This window comes from Hymenobacter sp. UYP22 (assembly GCF_040547285.1).
Classification (GTDB): Bacteria; Bacteroidota; Bacteroidia; order Cytophagales; family Hymenobacteraceae; genus Hymenobacter.
Genome location: NZ_JBEPPK010000001.1, coordinates 1 through 18113, shown reverse-complemented (window position 1 = coordinate 18113; position 18113 = coordinate 1). Strand labels below are relative to the sequence as shown.

General features: G+C 59.7%; 16 protein-coding genes. 8 read left to right on the top strand and 8 right to left on the bottom strand.

Annotation, left to right across the window (positions count from 1 at the left end; genetic code table 11):
* Positions 1–68: 68 nt before the first annotated feature.
* The 3 genes from ABIB60_RS00080 to ABIB60_RS00070 all read right to left on the bottom strand — a co-directional run bounded on the left by ABIB60_RS00080 (position 69) and on the right by ABIB60_RS00070 (position 2461).
* The gene (locus ABIB60_RS00080) at positions 69–329 is read right to left on the bottom strand and encodes a hypothetical protein (RefSeq protein WP_354576896.1); all 261 of its coding nucleotides are present in this window, start codon (positions 327–329) and stop codon (positions 69–71) included.
* Complete coding sequence (locus ABIB60_RS00075; protein WP_354576895.1) at positions 329–919, bottom strand: riboflavin synthase; 591 nt, start codon at positions 917–919, stop codon at positions 329–331. The genes ABIB60_RS00080 and ABIB60_RS00075 overlap by 1 nt, the downstream gene beginning before the upstream one ends.
* A 126-nt stretch (positions 920–1045) precedes the next feature.
* Positions 1046–2461, bottom strand: coding sequence for a sugar transferase (locus ABIB60_RS00070; RefSeq protein WP_354576894.1), 1416 nt, complete (start codon positions 2459–2461; stop codon positions 1046–1048).
* A 197-nt stretch (positions 2462–2658) separates the two neighbouring features.
* Between ABIB60_RS00070 and ABIB60_RS00065 the strand changes: the two genes are divergently transcribed.
* The 4 genes from ABIB60_RS00065 to ABIB60_RS00050 all read left to right on the top strand — a co-directional run bounded on the left by ABIB60_RS00065 (position 2659) and on the right by ABIB60_RS00050 (position 7207).
* Positions 2659–3315 (top strand): protein-L-isoaspartate(D-aspartate) O-methyltransferase, encoded by a 657-nt coding sequence (locus ABIB60_RS00065; protein ID WP_354576893.1) that lies wholly within the window; start codon positions 2659–2661, stop codon positions 3313–3315.
* Between the two features lie 161 nt (positions 3316–3476).
* Complete coding sequence (locus ABIB60_RS00060; protein ID WP_354576892.1) at positions 3477–5612, top strand: M43 family zinc metalloprotease; 2136 nt, start codon at positions 3477–3479, stop codon at positions 5610–5612.
* Positions 5613–5759: 147 nt separating this feature from the next.
* Entirely contained in the window at positions 5760–6284 is a 525-nt protein-coding gene (locus tag ABIB60_RS00055; RefSeq protein WP_125429520.1) for an acyl-CoA thioesterase, read from the top strand.
* Positions 6285–6376: 92 nt separating this feature from the next.
* Positions 6377–7207, top strand: coding sequence for a hypothetical protein (locus tag ABIB60_RS00050; RefSeq protein WP_354576891.1), 831 nt, complete (start codon positions 6377–6379; stop codon positions 7205–7207).
* Positions 7208–7454: 247 nt separating this feature from the next.
* On the opposite strand, the gene ABIB60_RS00045 is transcribed toward ABIB60_RS00050, so the two are convergent.
* From ABIB60_RS00045 to alaS, 5 genes are all read right to left on the bottom strand, one after another.
* Positions 7455–8615, bottom strand: coding sequence for a redoxin family protein (locus ABIB60_RS00045; protein ID WP_354576890.1), 1161 nt, complete (start codon positions 8613–8615; stop codon positions 7455–7457).
* Between the two features lie 225 nt (positions 8616–8840).
* Entirely contained in the window at positions 8841–9389 is a 549-nt protein-coding gene (locus ABIB60_RS00040) for a peroxiredoxin family protein (RefSeq protein ID WP_354576889.1), read from the bottom strand.
* Between the two features lie 98 nt (positions 9390–9487).
* Positions 9488–10948: an Asp-tRNA(Asn)/Glu-tRNA(Gln) amidotransferase subunit GatB gene (gene gatB, locus ABIB60_RS00035; protein ID WP_354576888.1), complete on the bottom strand. Its 1461-nt coding sequence runs from the start codon at positions 10946–10948 to the stop codon at positions 9488–9490.
* A 59-nt stretch (positions 10949–11007) separates the two neighbouring features.
* Positions 11008–11796 (bottom strand): TonB family protein, encoded by a 789-nt coding sequence (locus tag ABIB60_RS00030; protein ID WP_354576887.1) that lies wholly within the window; start codon positions 11794–11796, stop codon positions 11008–11010.
* 118 nt (positions 11797–11914) lie between these two features.
* Positions 11915–14602, bottom strand: a complete 2688-nt coding sequence (gene alaS, locus ABIB60_RS00025) for an alanine--tRNA ligase (RefSeq protein WP_354576886.1) — start codon at positions 14600–14602, stop codon at positions 11915–11917.
* Positions 14603–14833: 231 nt separating this feature from the next.
* Between alaS and ABIB60_RS00020 the strand changes: the two genes are divergently transcribed.
* The 4 genes from ABIB60_RS00020 to ABIB60_RS00005 all read left to right on the top strand — a co-directional run.
* Positions 14834–15196: a MerR family transcriptional regulator gene (locus ABIB60_RS00020; protein WP_354576885.1), complete on the top strand. Its 363-nt coding sequence runs from the start codon at positions 14834–14836 to the stop codon at positions 15194–15196.
* Between the two features lie 47 nt (positions 15197–15243).
* The gene (locus ABIB60_RS00015; protein WP_354576884.1) at positions 15244–15990 is read left to right on the top strand and encodes a DUF4241 domain-containing protein; all 747 of its coding nucleotides are present in this window, start codon (positions 15244–15246) and stop codon (positions 15988–15990) included.
* Between the two features lie 79 nt (positions 15991–16069).
* Positions 16070–17206: a DNA-processing protein DprA gene (dprA, locus tag ABIB60_RS00010; RefSeq protein ID WP_354576883.1), complete on the top strand. Its 1137-nt coding sequence runs from the start codon at positions 16070–16072 to the stop codon at positions 17204–17206.
* Positions 17207–17855: 649 nt separating this feature from the next.
* Positions 17856–18113: transposase (locus ABIB60_RS00005; RefSeq protein ID WP_354576882.1), on the top strand; the 258-nt coding region annotated here is incomplete at its 3' end.

Genomic DNA, 18113 nt, shown 5'->3' with positions numbered 1-18113 from the left:
AATAGCGCATAGCTCACTGGTTTTCAGCAAAATATTACCGACTTGTTAATACCCTCTCATTCTGACTATTATCGTAGTATTTTCATAGGTGGAGGGCCCTGCTGCCGATATTTCTCCACAGCCTCGTTCCAAAAGCTGATCATGCCACTGTCGGTAGGAACTGGTCGGCCAGTCAGTTCATCTAAAAACCCTGGCTCCGAAGCACTGAGGATATCCGATACATCGAATGTATTATTGGAAAGCGAGTAGTGCTCTTCCAGAAAATACCACATGACCCAGAAAGCATCTTCTGCCGTCAGGTCTGTTTGCGCAAACCGAACCTCGTCCATTACCGCCCTAGCAGCTTGGCCACGTACTTGCCCACAATGTCGAACTCCAGGTTTACCTGGTGGCCGGGGCGCAGGTCCTGGAAGGTGGTGTGCTCGTAGGTGTAGGGAATGATGGCCACGGAGAAGCCGTCGTCGGTGCTGTTGAAGCAGGTGAGGCTGGTGCCGTTAATGCAGATAGAGCCTTTCTCCACGGTTACGCGGCCGGGGCCGGGCTCGTGGCGGAATCGGTAGAGCCAGCTGCCGTTCTGGTCCTCCACCGATTCGCACTCGGCCGTGAGGTCCACGTGGCCCTGCACAATGTGACCATCGAAGCGGCCGTTGGCGGCCAGGCACCGCTCCAGGTTTACGCGGCGGCCGGGGGCCCACTGGCCCAGGTTGGTTTTCTGCAGCGTTTCATCAATGGCCGTCACCACGTGGGTGCCGGCCATACCGTCCACGGCCACCACCGTCAGGCACACGCCGTCGTGGGCCACGCTCTGGTCAATTTTCAGCTCCTGGGCAAAGCCCGACTGCACAGTGAAATGGATGTTGGTACCTTCACGGCGCACATCGGTGATGGTGCCAAGGGTTTCAATAATGCCGGTAAACACGGGTTACAATGTGTTGAATGTGGTAGATGTAAGTAATGTGCTGGAATATATAACCTGAAACGGGCCGTTAAGATTGGGCGCGGGCGCAATACAGCGGCACATTCTCCGCATTTCCCACATTCATTCCTATTTGCCGCGCCCCTCGATAATAATCTTGAGCGTGTAGAGCAGCACCCGAAAGTCCATGGCCAGGCTCATGTTTTCGATGTAGAGGATGTCGAATTTGAGGCGCTCCACCATCTGGGCCACGGTTTCGGCGTAGCCGTACTTTACCTGGCCGAGGCTGGTAAGGCCGGGCCGCACGCGGTGCAGGTGGCGGTAATGGGGGGCAATCTGCACAATCTGGTCGATGAAGAAGCGGCGCTCCGGCCGGGGGCCCACAATGCTCATGTCGCCCTTGATAACGTTCCAGAACTGGGGTAGCTCATCGAGGCGGACTTTACGCATGAAGCGGCCCCAGGGCGTGATGCGGGGGTCGTGGTCGGAGCTGAGGGCCGGGCCCTGCTGCTCGGCATCCGTGTACATGGAGCGAAACTTGTAGATACGGAACGGCTGCTCCCCGCGCCCGATACGCTCCTGGGAGTAGAACACCGGCCCCGGCGAGGACAGCTTCACCATGATGGCCGTGAAGACGTACACCGGCCAGGCCAGCAGCAGAAACAAACAGGACGCCACCACGTCAATCAGGCGCTTGAGCACTTTCTGCCAGAGCGGCAGCAAATCCTGCTTGATTTCGATGAGCGGGGTGCCGAATACGTGGCTGACCTTCACCGAGCCCAGCAGCATCTGGTAGAGGTCGGGCAGGATGCTCACGCGGGCGGGCGTCCCGGCCAGCAGCGTCAGGATTTCCTCAATGGTGCGGTGCTCACTGGGCTCAATGGCAATAATTACCTGCTCGATGTGCAGGGCCCGGATGAGGGCGGGCAGGCGGCGGAACGGGCCTCGGGCGGGCAGCTCCGTGGCCAATTCTTCATCCACGGTTTCGCCCAGGGGCGTGAACCCCACCAATTTCAGGCCCAGGTGGCGGCCGGTGCGGTGCAATTCCCGGGAGGTGTCGCGGGCCAGGGCCCCGGAGCCCACCAGCAGCGTATTGAAACTAATGACTCCGCCCCGCACCAGCTGCTGCACGCTGCTCACGGCCCAGAGCCGCAGCACGGCCGTAAGCGAGAAGTGCAGCAGGAAATAGGCGGTAATGGTTTTGTAGTAGCTGTGGTAGTTCTGCACGCCCTGGTCATCGAGCAGCAGCACGAAGAAAATCAGGATGGCTCCCAGAATGGACACCCGCCCCAGCCGGATCAGCTCGGCCAGGCGCGACTTGCGAAAAATGTCGTTGTACTCTCCTAGCAGCGCATACAGGCCCGTCCAGAAGGAGGCAATCATCAGGGCCGAGCCGGACAGGAAAGCGGCATCGGCCGCGAAGTGGTAGTCGGCACTGATTTCGCGCAGCAGGTACTTACGTACCAGAAAAAAACATACCCACGCCAACAGGGCCGCGCCAAAATCGGCGGCTATCAGCTTCAGTTTTTGGAGAGTACGAATCAAGAGCAGATGAACTAACCGGCCGGGCCGGTACCTGGGGTGATTTTGTGCGCCCCGCGCCGTAGTTTTACGCTTCGGGAGGGGCTGGGGCAGCCCGTTGGGGCCATTTTGGCAGCTGCGCAAAGGTAGGAAAACCCCGCAATCCGGCACCCGGCTCCGGTTTCCAATTCTTCAGCTTGCTTTTTTCCGCTCCCCTGCTCATGTCTGCCGATACCTACCGCCACCGAGGAATGCGCCGCACACTGGTGGAGGAGCTGCGCCGCAAGGGCATCCGCGACGAGCGGGTGCTGGCGGCCATTAGCACGGTACCGCGCCACCTGTTTTTCGAGTCGGCCTTTCAGCCCCACGCCTACCAGGACAAGGCTTTTCCTATTGGCGAGGGCCAGACGATTTCCCAGCCTTACACGGTGGCCTACCAAACCGAGCTGCTGCAGGTGCAGCCCACCGACCAGGTGCTGGAAATCGGGACGGGCTCGGGCTACCAGTGCAGCGTGCTGCTGGAGCTCACGCCCCATGTGTGCAGCATTGAGTATAACCAGGTGCTGTTTGAGCGTACGGCCCGGCGCTTGGCGGGCTTGGGCCGCACCCCACGCCTGTTCTGCGGGGATGGGTCGTTGGGCCTGCTCCAGCACGCGCCCTTTGATAAGATATTGGTTACGGCTGGCTCACCCACCCTGCCCCGCCCCCTGCTACGGCAGCTGCGCGTGGGTGGAGCCCTGGTAATACCGGTGGGCGATGAAACCAGCCAGCGGATGATGCGGGTGGTGCGCGAAAGTGAGACGGAGTTTTCCCGCCAGGAATTGGAGGAATTTCGCTTTGTGCCCTTGTTGGGGCAGGCTGGCTGGGGCGCGGGGTAAAACGCTGAATCGGTGGAGTGCTGAGCCAATTGTATGGTATCTTAACCTCGCTAAACCGGCGCGCTTCGTGACGCCCCGGTATGCTCGACTGTTTTTAGACTAATTCGTCATCAGGCAAAGCGGATATCACCTGCTTTTGGCGTATTCTTTTCAGGATTTATATGGGCAAAAAACTACTCCTCTCGCTTTTCTGGGTTCTGACTTTCAGCAGCCTCTACTCTGTACCGGTGGGCGCACAAGCCCGGCGGCCCGCCGGCATTTGCGGCTTCGATAGTTTGCAGCAAATACTCTTCCGGCGCAACCCGGGCAGTGAGCAGGCCTACCGGGATTTTCTGCAGCAGAGCAACGAGCTGGCTCAGCAAACCAGCTTCCGGAACGCCACCGCGGCCCGTACGCCCCCCGATATAACAGTACCGGTGGTGGTGCACATCATTCATACAGGCACAGCCAACAACATCACCGATGCCCAGGTACTGGATGCTATCCGCATTGCCAACGAGGATTACAGCAAAACCAACTTGGATACGGCTGACGTAATTCCGGCCTTCCGGTCCATTCATGCCAATATTGGTTTTCGGTTTCGGCTGGCCCAGCGCGACCCTAGTGGCAACTGCACCACCGGTATTACCCGCACGTATTCAGCCCAAACGCTGGTTGGCGACAACAACGTCAAGAACCTCATCCGTTGGGACCCGAACCGCTACCTGAACGTGTGGGTGTGCGAAAACGCCAATGGAAGCGGGGGCTACGCCTATCTGCCCTGCACGGGGAGCTACGGGTTGGATGGCATAGTGGTTCGTAATGCGCAGTTCGGCAGCATCGGTACATCGGCCAACCGTCCTGAGCGCGCCCGGCGCACCTTCACCCATGAAATTGCGCATTATTTTGGCGTGCCGCATACCTGGGGCAGCTCTAACACGGCGGGCCTACCCAGCAACTGCGGCATTGATGACGGTATTCTGGACACGCCCAATACCATTGGCTCGTCTACAACGGTGTGTAACCTGGCCGATGCTCCGTGCGGCGTGCTGGCCAACGTGCAGAACCATATGGACTATGCCCAGTGCACCAAAATGTTTACGCTGGGCCAGCGGGCCGTTATGCGCAACTCACTTAACCTGAGCTGCCGCTCGCAGCTTGTTTCGGTTGCCAACCTGCAGTTCACTGGCACCAACGACGGGTACCAGAGTGGGCCCTGTCCGCCAGTTGCCCAGCTCTCGGCCAGCACGCAGGTATTTTGCGCGGGAGGCACTACTCGCTTCACCGATTTTACCAGTGTTTCGCCGGATGCGGCGTACCAGCGCCGCTGGGTTTTTATGGGAGGTGAGCCGGCTACCAGCACCGGAGCCGCACCTACGGTACGATACAGTACGCCGGGCTTTTACCCGGTTTCCTTATCGGTCACAACTGCCGCAGGTACCAGCACCACCACCCGCCTCCAGTTTATACAGGTACTCAGCGCGGCTTCGGTACGCCCTCTTCCGCTACAGGAGTCGTTTGAAAATCCTGCATTCATGGAGGATAACACCACTTGGCAGCTCACCTCCAGCAACGGAGCCCCCACTCCTACCTGGGAACGACAAACAACTGCCACTCCTAGTCATGGCCAAGCCAGCCTGGTAGTCCGGAACGCCGATATTCCCGCCGGAACGGGCAGTTACCTGTACGTTCCGGCGCTGGATGTGGCGGCATTGGCCGGGCCGCTAACCATGCAGTTCGACTACGCCTACGCCCGGCGTACAGCAGTGGCATCTGAGGCCTTGTCCGTCACCTTCTCCACTGACTGCGGAGCCAACTGGTCGTACCCCCTCACGCTGAGTACTGAGGAGCTGAATACGCAGGGCAGCAAGCTGCTACCGGCTTTTGCGCCAGCCAGCGCCACGGATTGGCGCACCTATTCGCTTGCGCTGCCCGCCGCATTTGTGCAGGCTGGCGACGCTTTCCGGATTCGGCTGTATGCGCTGAGTGGCGGCGGCAACTCGCTGTACCTCGACAACTTTCGGCTGAGCGGCACCATCACCCCGAATCGGGCAGCCATTCAGCGGAGCGTAGGAGTTTTTCCAAATCCGGCCACCCACGAAACCACGGTAGCCTTTCAACTCCCCGCAACGGCCCGGGTCCAGATTCAGGTAGTGGATATGCTCGGCCGGCCCGTTTCCAGCTTGCCTACTACCACGTACGGGGCGGGCTTACATCAGGTACCACTTCCGAACGCGCATCACCTTAGCCCCGGCGTCTACCTGGTGCAGCTCCGGCTAAACGATGACGTTTTTCAGTCCCGGCTACTCGTACAGTAAGCTCAGCACTCTAGCCGAAATGCTCGTAAAAGCCCAGACGATGATGTATCGTTTGGGCTTTTTTTGGGTTCAATGACTGCGGGCACAGTTACCAGTCGGAGCCCGCGAAGTACCTTTGCACTCCATATTCTGCTAACCATCCAGTACATGCTGCGCAAACAAAAGTCCGTAAAAGACTCCTTCGTCCGAATGACGGAACTGGTACTCCCCAACGACACCAACACGCTCAACAACCTGATGGGGGGCCGTATGATGCACCTGATGGACGTGTGCGCCGCCATTTCGGCCCAGCGCCACTCCAACCGCATCGTGGTAACGGCCTCCGTGGACAATGTTTCGTTCCGGGAAGGTATCAAGCTAGGCAGCGTGGTCACGCTGGAGTCGCAGGTGACGCGCTCCTTTAGCTCCAGCATGGAAGTGCACATTAACGTGTGGGCCGAGGATATCCCCAGCGGCACCAAAATCAAGAGCAATGAGGCCTTCCTCACGTTTGTAGCCGTGGACCAGTCGGGCCGGCCGATTGACGTGCCGGAAGCCACCCCCGAAACGCCCGAGGAAGTTGCCCTGTATGATGGGGCTCTGCGCCGCCGCCAGCTACGCCTGGTGCTGGGCGGGCGCATGGCCCCCCACGAGGCCACAGAGTTGAAAGCCCTCTTCGGCGAGTTGGAATAAAGCCACTTAAGCCGGCGGCGCGGCGGCCGCCAGTTGCAGCCGCGCCGCCGGCCACCGGGCGTTTTTTTCCTGGCTCCTATTTCTTTTCTCTGATGGATACCGCTGCCAACCTCGCCTTCTTCCAGAACTTCTATACCGGAGCAGCCTTGTACGTGCTGCCGGAGGCTGCCCCGGAAGTTGCCCCGGCGGCCGAACCGGTAAAAGCCGCCCTGGAGCAGCAGCGGGCCGCCGCCCCAGTGCCCGAGGCCCCGGCACCGCGGCCCGCTATACAGCCCGTAACTGCGGCCCCGGTGCCGCCAACGCCGACTACTTTGCCGGTGAAACCTGTACCACCGGCAGCTCCTCCGCTACCCACACCCACCGCGCCCGTACCGGCACCTGTTGTGGCAGCCCCGCCGATGGTGGCTCCGCCCCCCGCTCCGTCAGCTCAGGCGCTGGGTACTTTGCCGCTGGCGCAGTTGCCGGACGCGGCGCCGGCACCGGCTGGCCGGGTGCAACCTACGCCCACCCAGTCGCCGGTGGCGCACATTCCGTTCAGCACGTTGGGCAGCAACCCGCACGGGCTGGTGCTGCTGGTGCGCGTGGCTCCGGAGCAATTTCGCAAGCTGCCGCGCAACGTGTTCCTCAACAACCTGCTCAAGGCCCTGCGCCTGGTGATGGAAGACGTGGTGCTGGTGAACGTGGAGCACGACAAGTTTCCGGTGGCCCTGTGCAGCCTGCGCCGGGAGCTGGCGGCCCGGCAGATTCTGGCTTTCGGCAAAAATCTGCTCGACGTGGCCGTGTACACCACCCAGCCCTACGAGCCCGTACTCCTCTACGGTGACACCGCCTTCCTCGGAGCCGGGGAAATCGACATGCTGGAGTACGACGCGGGGCGCAAAAAACAACTCTGGCAAGCCGTGCAGCGGATGTTTATGGGGTAGCTGTTATGGCAAGTTCACGAACGGTGTAGAGACGCATACTTGCGTCTCATCCTTGAACGATAACGCGGTAATGGCGCAGACAAGGAGACGCAAGTATGCGTCTCTACACGTTCACGAAACCGCTTTAGTTGGTAGTTGGTAGTTGCTTACTGTCCACACGCCCTAGTTGGAAGATGAAGAGTTACAAAAAAAGCCCGCTATTTGCGGGCTTTTTTGACTTCTGCCTGACAACGAACAACTACCAACTCTACTTCAGCACTGCGGCCAGCTTGGCTTCCAGCGCCTCGCCACGCAGGTTTTTGCCGATGATGCGGCCCTGGGGGTCGAGCAGAATGGAGGCGGGAATGGACTTGATGCCGTAGGTTTGGCCGGCGGCCGACTCCCAACCTTTCAGATCCGAAACGTGTTTCCAGATGAGGCCGTCGGCTTCAATGGCTTTGAGCCACTTGCCGCGGTCCTGGTCGAAGCTCACGCCGTAGATTTCGAAGCCCTTGCCCTTGTACTTATTGTAGGCCTTCACTACGTTAGGGTTTTCGCGGCGGCAGGGGCCGCACCAGCTGGCCCAGAAGTCGATGAGCACGTACTTGCCGCGCAGACTGGTCAGCGGCAGGGCTTTGCCATCGGGGGCTGCGAGGCTGATTTCTGGGGCAGTGGTGCCCAGGGCCGTGGCGCGCAGGGGCTCCAGGCGGGCCACCAGGGCTTTGGTGTAGCGGGAGTTAGGCTGGCTGGCTTTCAGCTGATTGGCTACTGAGTCGGCCAAGGTGAAGTTCTCGTCGGGGTTCAGCACCGTGCTCAACACAAATGCCGACACCACCGAGTTGGGCTGCTGGCGCACCAGGCGGGCCACCTCGCGTTGGCCCTGGCCCTGCAGGGCTTCAGCTTTGCGCTGGATAATCTGCATGGAGTCCTGGCGGCCGGCCTGGGCGGCGCGGGTGTAGCGCTGTTCCAGCAGCGGCATTGCCTGCTGCATCTGCTGCTGGCTGGTTTGCAGGGTTTGGTTGATGTTTTTGAGCAGCTCTGAGTCCGGGGAGCCTTTCACGGTGTAGGTAGTGGCCAGCTGGCCCGCGTCGCCGGTGAGTTCCACGCGGCTCCCGTTGCCCAGCACCACCAGCGCCTGGCTTTGGTCGGAGGTTTTTACCTGGTACAGGCCCGGCTCAGGCACGGAGCCCGTAAACTTGAACTGGCCCTTCTCATCTACCGTGGCCGTATCCCGGGACACAAATTGGGTTTCGCCCAGCTCGGCCAGGTATACCTTACTGCCCGCGGCGGCATTTTGCAGTTGGCCGCTGAGCTGGTAGCCCGCCGCGCCATCGGTGCTGCCCGTGGTGGGCGTGGTGTTCTTGTTGCAGGCGTTGGCCATGCCCAGCAGGGCACCCAGGTAGAGCAGGCTCTTCATTTTATGCATCATTCGGAAAGCAAAACCGACCAGCGGCCGGCGGTATTGGCAAAAGACGGTAAAACCGGGCGCAAGTTGCCGATTTTGCCCGGAATTGCGCTGCTTGCCTCAACCATACCGGCCGGCCCCTGGTTCCCGGCTGGCTCCGGGCACATGCGGCCCGGCAGGCTACGGCAACAGTAGGGCCCAGCGCTTCTCCAACGCCTCGCCCCGCGGGCGATGGGCCAGCTGCCCTATTTAGTCCAGCGGAATATATTCCGAAATCTTCTGGCCCAGGGCCCGGCCCCGTAGGTTGGTGGCCAGCACGCGGCCTTCCGGGTCAAGCAGCACCGAGTACGGAATGGCCCGCACCCCGTAGGCGCGGGCCGCTGCATTCTGCCAGCCCCGCAGATCCGACACGTGGTACCAGGTCAGCTCGTCGGCGGCAATGGCCTGGTGCCAGCGCGCCCGGTTGTCGTCCAGCGAAACGCTGACTATTTCCAGCCCCCGCGAATGGAACTGCCCGTAGATTTTGCGCAGGTTGGGGCTTTCTTCCCGGCAGGGTCGGCACCAGCTGGCCCAGAAATCAACGAGTACATACTTACCGCGCAGGCTGCTCAGCTTCAGGCGGGAGCCGTCGGCAGCGGGCAGCTCAATTTCCGGAGCCAGCGCGGCCCGGGGTGCGGTGGCAGCAGGCTTGGGCGCAGAATCCGGCGGCACGACTCCGGGAGAAGTAGCCGGGCGCTGGCAGCCGGCCCACACCAGCGGAACAGTCAGCAGAACAGCAGAAAGACGGGTAGCCGGCATTGTGGTAGGGTTGGCGGGAGTTGCTGAGGAAGAAGCCAGGGCCAAAAAAACCCTCCAGCCGTAAAGCCGGAGGGTTTCCTTCGGAAAAGCTGGCGCGCCTACGCGTCCAGTTTCTGGCGCAGCAACTGGTTGGCCAGCTTGGGGTCGGCTTTGCCACCAGTGAGCTTCATTAGCTCGCCCATGAACATGCCGGTCAGGCTCTTTTTACCGGCGCGGTACTCGGCTACTTTAGCCGGGTTGGCATCCAGCACCTGCTGAATCATGGCTTCCAGCGCACCGGCGTCCTGGGGCTGCTGCAACAGGCCCTGGGTCTCGGCGGCCGCGGCGGCAGCATGGCCGGGGTTGTCCAGCAGGAAGGGGAATAGCTGCTTGCTGGCTACCGAGTGGCCGATTTTGTTGTCGTCGATGAGGCTGATGATACCGGCTAGATGCTGGGGCGTGAGCGGAAACTGGTCCAGGGTGAGGGCCCGCTCGTTGAGGTAGGCTTTCACAGGGCCGGTTACCCAGTTGGCGGCGGCTTTGGCGTTGGGCGTCAGGCGGGTCAGCTGGTCAAAGTACAGGGCTACCTCTTTCTCGGCCGTGAGCACATTGGCATCGTAATCCGAGAGGCCCAGCTCGCCGGTGAAGCGGGCGTAGAGCTGCTGGGGCAGGGCGGGCAGCTCGGCCTGCACGCGGTGCAGCCAGGCATCATCAATGATAACCGGGGGCAGATCGGGCTCCGGGAAGTAGCGGTAGTCGTTCAGGGTTTCCTTGCTGCGCTGCCCGCTCGTGGAGCCAGTAGCCGCATCGAAGCCCCGGGTTTCGGAGTCGATTTCGCCGCCGGCCTCCAGAATGGCAATCTGCCGCTCAATCTCGTGCTCAATGGCGCGCTGCACGTTGCGGAAGGAGTTCATGTTCTTCACCTCCACCTTGGTACCGAACTTCCCGGCGCCTTGCAGCATCACCGAAATATTGGCGTCGCAGCGCAGGGAGCCTTCCTCCATGTTACCGTCGCAGATGCCCAGGTACTCCACCAGCTTCTTGATTTCGGCCAGGTAGGCGTAGGCTTCCTCGGAGTTGCGGATGTCCGGCTCCGACACAATTTCGATGAGCGGCACGCCAGCCCGGTTCAAGTCCACCAGGGTTTCGGTTTCGCCGGCCAGGTGCATGCTCTTACCCGCGTCTTCCTCCATGTGGATGCGGGTGATGCCAATTTTGCGGGTTTCCCCGCCGGCCAGCCGGATGTCCACGTGCCCGTCGTGGCAGATGGGCGTTTTATCCTGGGTAATCTGGTAACCCTTGGGCAGGTCGGGGTAGAAGTAGTTTTTGCGCGCAAACAGGTTGTCGCGGCGGATGTGGCAGTTGGTAGCCAGCCCCATTTTCATGGCGTACTCCACGGCCGAGTAGTTTACGCGCGGAAGCGTACCGGGGTGGCCCAGGGTAATTACGCTCAGGTTGTTGTTGGGCAAAGCGCCGTACTCGTTTTCATCGGAGGAGTACATTTTGCTGCGGGTGAGCAGCTGGGCGTGTACTTCGAGGCCGATAACGGGCTGGTATTTAGATTTGATGCTGTCGTCCATTGAATCACAGATTCGCGCTGATTTCACTGATGGCGCTGATTTCCGGTGCAAAGTACGCACTATTTAATCTTGAACGTCAGCGGAACCGTGTAGTAAACCGCCACTGGTTCTCCCTCTAGTTGTCCGGGTAAGAAAGGCGGGAGCATTCGTACCACTCGCACGGCTTCCTCCTGTAAGTAACCATACGTGCGCTGCATACGTCGGGTGGCTTTAGCAGATGATGGAACCGGTTGAATATCCTCCACCTGCCCGGTTGCAGCTACGCGAAATTTGACAAACACCACCCCTTGCACACCGTCCCGCAGCGCTTCGGCCGGATACCGAAGACGCACAGCCAAGTACCGAAGCAGTGCCTCCTGACCACCCGGATACTCCGGTAGTACTTCATAAGGAAAATACGAGATGGACTGACCATCAGGGCCATTACACTCTCCCGTAATGGGCTGACTAGGTAGTACCTGTTCGCGACGGCGCAGCACGCCGGTAGGATAATACGTGGTGCGTTGGCCCTGCACTTTGCCTTGCACATAAGTCTGCTGCACGCGTAGCTGCCCGTTTTCGTAATATTCCAGGTAATCCCCCTCCCACAGATCATACGGCTTGTGCTGTAACAGCCCCGCGCTGGAGTGCAATTTGCCGCTGGGCAGGTAGTAGATGCGGCGGGTGCTGTGCAGACTGTCTACCGTAATGGTTTCCGCACGAAAAACTGCCCCTTCGGCCGTTTGCAACCGCTGGTGGTACTGGTCCTGAAACTCCACCCGACGCGTCACTTTAGCACTATCGGGAGGAACCGTGGCTAGTGCGGTTGCTGATAAAACAGAGCCAAGCCCAGCAAGCAAATACTTCATAGTGAAGGAGCCGAATACTTACGGCGTTATAAGAATAATGTCCGGCTGCAACCGGCAGCCTAAAGCTACTGGTTACAACCGGACACCATACTCCGGAATCAACCTATTTTGCCGACTACTATCCGGCCAGCTTCTCGCCTACCAGTGCCTCAGCCTTGCCGATGGCGGCACCCAAACCAGCAGCGTTTTTGCCGCCGGCTGTGGCGAAGAACGGCTGGCCGCCGCCCCCGCCCTGGATTTCCTTGGCCAGCTCCCGCACCAGCGTACTGGCGTTGAGTTGGCCGCCTTTGGCCAGCTCGTCGTCGAGCATGACGGCCAGCTGGGGCTTGCCGTCGATTTCGGCGCCGAGCACGGCTACCAGGTTGGCTACCTGCTGGCGCAGCTGGAAAGCCAGGGTTTTCAGGCCGTCGGCGGAAGTGGCTTGTACCTGAGCGGCCAGGAAGTTCACAGCGCCGAGCGACTTCACTTGGCTTACTAGCTGCTCGCGCTGCTGGTTGATGCTTTGCTGGGCGAATTGCTCGATCTGCTTGCGCAGGCCACCAATTTCCTCGGTCTGCTTTTCCAGGCTGGTGAGCAGGTGCTGGGGGTTGCCCAGGGCCTCGCGCACCTGCGTGAGTAGGTCCAGCTGCTGATCCACGTAGGCTTCGGCGGCTTCGGCGGTTACGGCCTCAATGCGGCGTACCCCCGCGCCCACGGCACTTTCCGAGGTGATTTTGAAGTAGCCGATGCTGCCGGTGTTCTGCACGTGCAGGCCGCCGCACAGCTCCACCGAGTAGTCTTTGTCGAAGGTAATCACGCGCACGAAGTCGCCGTATTTCTCTCCAAACAAAGCCATGGCACCCAGCGTTTTAGCCTCGTCGATGGGCACGTTGCGGCGCTCATCCAGCGGAATCTGCTGGCGGATGCGGCGGTTTACCAGCTGCTCAATTTCGCGCAGCTGCTCGTCGGTTACTTTGGTGAAGTGCGAGAAGTCGAAGCGCAGGAGCTTGTCGTTTACCAGGGAGCCTTTCTGCTGCACGTGCCCGCCCAGAACCTGGCGCAGGGCGGCTTGCAACAAGTGCGTGGCCGTGTGGTTGTTGCGCACCAGGTTGCGCCGGGCCGCGTCGGGGCGGGCCAGGAACTCCTCGGTCAGCTCCTGGGGCAGTTCCAGGGTAGTGTGAATGATGAGGTCGTTTTCCTTCTTGGTATCAATTACGCGCACCTTGCTCAGTGGCGACTCCAGGTAGCCCGTGTCGCCAATCTGCCCGCCCGATTCGGCGTAGAACGGCGTCTGGTCGAGCACCAGCTGGTACTCGGTTTTGCCCTTCTTGTCGATTTTACGGTAGCGCAGTAGGCGGGCCGTGGCTTCATCCTGGTCGTAGCCCACGAATACGTTGGGCGCGTCGTGCTCCGTCACGGTTACCCAGTCGCTCTGCTCGGTTTCCTGGGCGTTGCGGCTGCGGTTTTTCTGCTGTTCCAACTCCTTCTTAAAGCCTTCCTCGTCCACTGTCAGGCCCTTCTCGCGGGCAATGAGGGCGGTAAGGTCGAGCGGGAAGCCGAAGGTGTCGCTCAGCTCGAAGGCAGTTTTGCCGTCAATCACGCCGCCGTTCTGGCGGGTGGTTTCCTCCAGGGCGTCGAGGCGGCGCAGGCCGGTTTCCAGGGTTTTGAGGAAGGCAATTTCTTCTTCCTCAATCACGCGCTGCACGAAGGCCGTCTGGGCTTTTAGCTCGGGGAAAATACCAGCCATCTGGTCGGCCAGCACGGGCACCAGCTTGTAGAGGAACGGCTGCTTCTGGCCCAGCGACGAGAAGGCGTAGCGCACGGCCCGGCGCAGAATGCGGCGAATCACGTAGCCGGCCTTCACGTTGGAGGGCAGCTGCCCGTCGGCAATGGTGAAGGCAATGGTGCGGATGTGGTCGGCAATTACCCGGATGGCAATGTCCGTTTTCTCGTTTTCGGTGGCCGGCTGGTCGTTCACGGTGGCCGGGGCCGTGCCGTAGTACTCCTTACCTACTTCTTTGGCAATGAACTGGATAAGCGGCTGAAACACGTCGGTGTCGTAGTTCGACTTCACGCCCGACACGGCCATCATCAGGCGCTCGAAGCCCATGCCGGTGTCCACGCTCTGCTCGGGCAACTTGATGAGCGACTTATCGGCCAGGCGCTGAAACTCCATAAATACGTTGTTCCAGATTTCCACCACCTGCGGGTGGTCGGCGTTTACCAGCTCACGGCCGGGCTTCTGGGCCCGCTCCTCCTCGGAGCGCAAATCGATGTGGATTTCGGTGCAGGGGCCGCAGGGGCCGGTGTCGCCCATCTCCCAGAAGTTGTCCTTCTTGTTGCCAGGCAGAATCCGGTCGTCGGTGGTGTATTGGCGCCAGAGGTCCTGGGTCTCGGTGTCGGCGGCGGTGCCGTCGTTCTGGTCGCCCTCGAAGTAGGTCACGTACAGGCGGTCCTTCTCCAGCTTATATACCTCGGTGAGCAGCTCCCAGGCCCAGGCAATGGCGTCCTTCTTAAAGTAGTCGCCGAAGCTCCAGTTGCCCAGCATCTCGAACATGGTGTGGTGGTAGGTATCGTAGCCTACCTCTTCCAGGTCGTTGTGCTTGCCCGATACGCGCAGGCACTTCTGGGTGTCGGCAATGCGCTTGAAGGGCGCGGGCTTGTTGCCCAGGAAATAGTCCTTGAACGGGGCCATGCCCGAGTTGATGAACAGCAGCGTGGGGTCGTCCTTCACCACAATGGGGGCCGAGGGCACGATGTGGTGGCCTTTGGAAGCGAAGAAATCCAGGAATTGCTGGCGGACGTGCGAGGCGGTGGGCAGTGACATAGGAATAGCGCGAAGCTCCGCTTCGCGACGCGTGAGGGTTCGTAGAAATTGGCGGCTGCCGGGATTTTGGCTATTTTTCGCCTTTCCCCGGAAGAGGCACTAGCGGCAAAGGTAGCCGACTTTATAGAAGTGAGAAATTAGAGCGAAGAGCTTAGCCCGGTTTTTCAGCGCTTCTTTTCCCTGTCTATTCCTCTCTCTGTTCTAAACTCTCAGTTCTGAGTTCTACCCAGCATGCCCTACAAAGAGCGCGACATCGAGAAGCAGTATTACACCATCGGCGAAGTGGCCGCGCAGTTCAACGTGGCCCCCTCGCTGATTCGCTTCTGGGAAACGGAGTTTGAGGAGCTGCGCCCCCGCAAAAGCAAGAAGGGCAACCGCCTCTACACGCCCCAGGACATCGACACGTTCCGCACCATCTACCACCTGGTAAAGGAGCGCGGCTACACCATCCCCGGAGCCCGCGACATGCTCAAGCAGAAAGGCCCCCAGCTCAAGGAAAAAATCGACGTTATCCAGAGCCTGGAGCGTATCCGTAAGTTCATGGTAACCATGAAGAAGGAGCTGGATGCTATTGGCAAGGCACAGCAGGGGTAGCCATCATATAATTTAGAGGCATCTGTTCATTCTGGATACTACTATTCATGCGTGCTTATCACTTGTTGCTTGCAGTGGGTGGGCTGGCTACCAATTTTTGCGCTTCCACGCCAAATGGCATAGTCAAACCCGGCAAAAAAAACATCCTATGTGCGCCCTATCAGGTTACGGCCGAACCAGCCGTATTTGAAACCAGCTTTTTTCCAGGGGCGAAGATTCAGCAAGACAGCTTCAGCATTGCCTTCACACCTGATTTTCTAGGTAACCTACCCGTGCCTTCCGGTCGCATCGTTGCCACCGATCCGGTGACAATGCGCGCTACGGCTTTCACAACGGAGTTTCCGCATGGGCGCTTTCCGGTAGAACTGGCTATTGCGCGATTCAACGGGGATAGACGAGTAGCATTTGCGCGCATCCTATTTTCAACCCAGCCTGTGAAAAGATGGGAACTGGCTCTTATCCCGGGACAGAAGCCTCTTGCTATCCGCGACTCCTCCTACTACGGTTTCTCCGTGGATGCTGGCACCGCACTATTCACTGATGCTGAGCACATTGAGTCAGTTGGCAAACAACTAACAACTGAAGCAGCATACGAGCAGCTGTTTGTCAAAAGTTTTGAATTGCTCCCCGGCAACAAAGCCTATAGAACAGGCTTCCTGTACGCGGCGCAAACAGACACATTAGCGGTTTTCGAAACCGGCTGGGGCGACGGGAGTTACGCAACGTATGTGGGGCTCGACTCGCAAGACCGACCTTGCCGATTACTGACCGACTTTCAAGTTATTCGGTGGTAGTAAGCATTTCCACCATCCCACTTAGTTACTTAATTTAACCTTCTGCTTATCTGGCTTATCGCTCCTGGCTTCCGTACCTATGCCTAATTCTCCCGACGACACCCTCCTCCACGAAGTAGCCCTGACGCTGTTTTCCGGCGTGGGGCCGCAGCTGACGCGGCAGCTGATGAGCTACGGAGGCTCGGCAAGGAACGTGCTGCACCTGCCGCCGGGCAAGCTGCTGAAGATTCCGGGCGTGGGGCCGGCCACGGTGAAGGTGCTGACGGGCCCGGAGCGCACCGCCGCGCTGCAGCAGGCCGAAGAATCGGTGCGCAAGGCGGAGAAGGAGGGCGTGCAGCTGCTGTTCTACACCAGCAAGCAGTTTCCGGCCCGACTCAAACAGATTCCCGACGCCCCCGCCCTGCTCTACTACCAGGGCACCGCCGACCTCAACCAACCCAAAACCCTGGCTTTGGTCGGCACCCGCCAGGCCACCGACTACGGCCGGGAGCAAACCGAGCGCCTCATCAAAGGCATTGCCAGCCACCACCCGCTCATCGTCAGCGGTCTGGCCTACGGTATTGATATTGCGGCCCACCGCGCCGCCTTGCAGGAAGGGCTGGAAACCGTGGGCGTCATGGCCACCGGCCTCGACGTCATCTACCCCCACGCCCACCGCAAAACCGCCGAGAAAATGCTCAGCCAGGGCGGCCTGCTCACCGAATTTCCCTTCGGCACCCCGCCCGACAAATACAACTTCCCCGCCCGAAATAGAATAATTGCTGGCCTCTCCGATGGCACCGTGGTAGTGGAAGCCGCCCGCAAAGGCGGGGCCCTGATTACGGCCGACCTCGCCCTGGACTACAACCGGGAAGTGCTGGCCGTGCCCGGGCCGCTGGGCTCCGCAGCCTCCGAGGGCTGCCACGACTTCATCAAAACCAGCCGGGCCGCTTTGTATGCTGAACCGGCTGACATTGAACAGGCCCTGAATTGGGACCTGGCCCTGCATCTGCAAGGCAAACCTACGGCCCTAGCTACTTATGACGCCGACGACTTTACCGCCGAGGAGTTCCAGATGATTACGGTGCTACTAGCCGCACCTGGCCGGGAAGAGCACCTCGATAATCTGGCCTGGAAGGCGCAACTGCCGGTGCACACTGTGGCTTCCCTCCTGCTGGGGCTGGAATTTCGGGCGCTGGTGAAGGCCCTACCGGGCAAGCGTTTTGGGCTGATTTAGCTCCGCGTTATTGCCAGCATGGGCTTGCTCACCTCTTGAAGCGCGCAACGTTAGTAAGGGCCCGTCTTTTAAAGGGAAAGTCGACAAAACGCGAGTACATACCTATACACGCTCCATAGGCTTGGTCTAGATATTAGTGAGTACTAATCAAAAAATCGTGGAACACCAAAATGTTCCACGGGGAACGTTCCGTTCTATTTGACCCTCCCGAGTTGGCAAAAGCGAGTTCTCCCACAGCGTATGGAGAGTTGATAAACTGTCCTGCCTAGCACGTCATGCAGAGTTGAAGGCGAAGCATCTCGCGTGCTGACGTTGTAAGGCTAATGCAGATAGCAGCACGCGAGATGCTTCGTTCCTGGCTCAAGGCGCCACATGCTCGGCATGACGTGCTCCCTACCTGACTGTCCACACAGCCTAATATTAGCTGCCTGCAAAACTGCTTGTTTCGGTCTGATTCTCATTCATACAATACCTTCTTGTGTCACTCCTACCGAAATTTTCCGGCCGGCATTACCATAAGGTGAAAAGCACCTGTAGCTGAGAGTTTAGATGCTGAACCTGTTTAGGAAGGGGGCAACAGGCTAAAACAGAAAGGACTCCCACAACATGAGCGAAATTTGAGGTGCGACCCATCTCCTTTCTCTCCGCTATGGAAGTCCTTTCCAAAGATATCATCGTGACTTGGATTTTGCCTTATTTGCCGTTTCGTCCGGGCGGGCGACGCCTTGCCGCTGAGCCGGCAGAGGTCGTCGCCGCGATTCTCTACAAGCTGAAAACTGGCTGCCAATGGCGCTTTTTGCCCGTGCAGCAGCTGCTGCCCCAGCGGCCGTTGAGTTGGCAGGGCGTATTCTACCACTTCAACGAGTGGCGCAAGCAAGGGGCGTGGAAACGGGTTTGGCTGTGCGTG